This is a genomic window from uncultured Acidaminococcus sp. (genome assembly GCA_900538365.1).
Lineage (GTDB): Bacteria > Bacillota > Negativicutes > Acidaminococcales > Acidaminococcaceae > Acidaminococcus.
In genome coordinates this window covers 1-2,990 of sequence record UPXT01000078.1, presented here as the reverse complement: position 1 = coordinate 2,990, position 2,990 = coordinate 1, and the positions used below count along the sequence as shown (strand labels likewise).

3 protein-coding genes are annotated in these 2,990 nt (G+C 50.1%); 1 reads left to right on the top strand and 2 read right to left on the bottom strand.

The genetic code is table 11. The annotated features are described in order from the left end of the window. Positions 1 to 65 precede the first annotated feature (65 nt). Positions 66 to 1,022 (top strand): homocysteine S-methyltransferase, encoded by a 957-nt coding sequence (gene mmuM, locus QZQ08_RS09710; protein WP_296331469.1) that lies wholly within the window; start codon positions 66 to 68, stop codon positions 1,020 to 1,022. Between the two features lie 432 nt (positions 1,023 to 1,454). On the opposite strand, the gene bcp is transcribed toward mmuM, so the two are convergent. Both bcp and QZQ08_RS09700 read right to left on the bottom strand, forming a co-directional pair. Then, the gene (gene bcp, locus QZQ08_RS09705) at positions 1,455 to 1,910 is read right to left on the bottom strand and encodes a thioredoxin-dependent thiol peroxidase (RefSeq protein ID WP_296331466.1); all 456 of its coding nucleotides are present in this window, start codon (positions 1,908 to 1,910) and stop codon (positions 1,455 to 1,457) included. A 14-nt stretch (positions 1,911 to 1,924) separates the two neighbouring features. After that, positions 1,925 to 2,851, bottom strand: coding sequence for a DUF1848 domain-containing protein (locus QZQ08_RS09700; RefSeq protein ID WP_296331462.1), 927 nt, complete (start codon positions 2,849 to 2,851; stop codon positions 1,925 to 1,927). Positions 2,852 to 2,990: the final 139 nt, after the last annotated feature.

Here is a 2,990-nt window from a genome sequence, read left to right as displayed (position 1 = left end):
AAAACGTCCTCATAAACTTTTTGTCTAGTGTCCTATTTGCTATTGCAATCAACCAGTAAGAAAAGATGAGACAAACCCTTGAAAAAATTCTTGAAAAAAATCAAATCTGCGTCATTGACGGATCCATGGGAACGGCCCTGGAGCGCCTAGGCGCCAATCTCAACAACTCCCTGTGGACGGCACGCGTTCTCTTGGAGCAGCCCGAATTAGTAAAAAAAGTCCACCTGGATTACTTCCGTGCCGGCGCGGACGCGGGCATTACCTGCAGTTATCAAGCCACTATTCCTGGACTCATGGCAAATGGCCTAGCGGAAAAAGAGGCTGAGGAGCTCATCGTCCGTTCGGTCAAGGTCTTCCAGGAAGCCCGTGACGAATGGTGGGAAAAAGAAGGCAAGGCGGCAGGACGGGTCTATCCGATGTGTCTTGCGGGTATCGGGCCTTATGGCGCCTATCTGGCTGATGGATCGGAATACAAAGGCCATTACAAGATATCTGAAGAGGCCCTGCGGGAGTTTCACGAAAGACGGGCGGAACTGCTTTGGCAGGCCGGTGCGGATGTTCTTCTTTTCGAGACTCAGCCTTCCCTTACGGAAGCAAAGATTGAAGCCGGGATTGCAGAACGGATTGGCGCTGATTATTGGATTAGTTTCTCCTGTAAGGATGGGCTTCATATCAACGAGGGCGACCTGATTCGGGACTGCGCCAAAGCGTTCCGTGAAGGGGCTTCCCATCTCCGGGCTATAGGTGTCAACTGCACGAAACCCGAATACCTTGAAAGCCTCATCAAGGAGCTGCGAAAAGAAACGGAGCTTCCGATTGCCGTGTACCCTAACAGTGGGGAAACATACGATCCCGTTACTAAGACCTGGAATGGAAAAGGCGACGGCCATTCCTTCAAGGACTATGCCCGGATGTATATGGAAGCTGGCGCCCGTGCCGTTGGCGGCTGCTGCACTACCGTTTCTGAGCATATCGTCGCTGTGGCAGAAGCCCGAGCGAAATTTCTTGAAGCTTCTGAGTAAAGCATGTAAAAGAGACTGTGAAGAGAATGAAATGTACCCTTCACAGTCTCTTTTGGCAGACAACCCTTCAAAACAAAAAATAGAGAGCGAATAAAAGGCCCCAATCAGGATGCGTGCCAAAATCCGTCTTGGTGCCTACCTTATGGTTTTGCCCCTATTTTAAAAACAGCCCCGTGCTGAAGGCAAATAAAAACAAAGAGCCCTAAACGGAACTTTCGATTCATTCCGGTTAGGGCTTACATTGTGATATTCTAACTTGGAGACGGCGAAAACCCTTCCTCCTTACTAAGGCGGGGGACCAAAGGCCACTTGATGCTGCACAGGCATCAGAACCGTGTCAACGAAGAATCAATTCAAGGCCTTCCTGCAGGAGGCTTGATGCTGCTCCTTTGGGATGCATTCCAATTGGGGCCATGGTGCTCCAAGCAAAAACTATAGGAGGGCCTTCACCATTTGCTCGGGATTCTTGGCCGGTTGCACTTTTTGGAGCGCCTTTACGATGGTGCCTTCTTCATCAATGAGATAGGTGGAGCGTTCCGTGCCCATGTATTTCCGGCCGTAGAGGCTCTTTTCCTTCCATACGTCATAAAGTTCCTGAACTTTATGGTCCGGATCGGAAAGAAGCGTAAAGGGAAGAGCATAGGTCGATACAAATTCCTCGTGTTTTTTGACGCTGTCCTTACTGATTCCGAGGACAATAGCGCCTTTTTCCGTAATGAGGGGGTAGCGTTCAGCAAAACCGCATGCCTGTTTCGTGCAGCCGCTCGTCAAGTCTTTTGGATAGAAGTAGAGGATGACTTTCTTGCCTTTGAAGTCTGACAGGGAGACTTCTTTTCCTTCTTGGTTCTGCAGGGTAAAATCAGGGGCTTTTGTTCCAACTTCAAGCATGTGCGTAAACCTCCTTAAAATAATGAAATTTCAGGACTCTTCCAGCTTTTTTGCTGGGCATCCTTGACAATGTCCTCCGGTTCAAGATGCCCGATGAGCAGGGCTGACGCGGGATCGTGACGCCGGTAGTTTTTTCTGACCAGGGCTTCATCGTAATTGGCGTAGCAATAGCGGCAGAAATGGGAGCAAGTGTTGTAGGCACCAATATCGGCACCAAGAAGACAGGCACAGCCTTCCCGCGGCGCTTTGCGGCGGGGTACAGACAGCTTCTCGCCGAGAGCTTCTTCAAGGATGGCCTGCGACAGGCAGCCGTTCGCGTCGACATTGTCCCGCTCCAAAATGGATGATTCACAGCACAGGTGGATGGCAATCCCTGTTTTTTTGGCAATCTCCGAAAAAGCATTGACGAGGAGCACCTGGTCATGGGCGCTTACGGGACGGGCTTCGGGAAAATTGCGCTTAGTCTTTTCATAAAGGTCGATGAAACTGATGACCACTTGGTGCGTGCAGCCTTGGAGCGTCTCTGCCATGGAGCGAAAGGCTTCGATATGGTATGCCGTCGTGTACGTATGATTGATGAGGATGGGGTCATAGCGCCAGACGACACGGTTTGCGCCCACCTGATGGGATAGGTACTGGAACGCTGAAAGGATGTCCCTTTTGTCAGGCACGTTAGGTTCGATGTCCCTGCCATAGGGCGTAATCGTCACATGCCAAAAGGTATCGAAGGCACTCAGCAATTTGAGATGGGGCAGGATGGGATAGGGGTTCTTCGTACAAAAAACGATGAGGTCAACGACGCTGGGATCAAGACGATAGCGCACGACCTGGTTTTCCGCATAAGGACTGCGGACAAGGACTTCACCACTTTTTACTCGGTTCATGAACCAAGGGGTATAAAAAGCGGGAATATCCGTACGGTTACCTGTATTGAGGATCATGACCGGGCCTCCTTTCGAACGCAGCTTCCTTTTCTTATATAGTATATATCGGTTGAGGGAAAAGAGGCAATGAAAAAGAATTTGCGTATGTGTCAACATTTTCTCGGGAGACCCCTATAAGATTGTGTTGCAGCTTAAT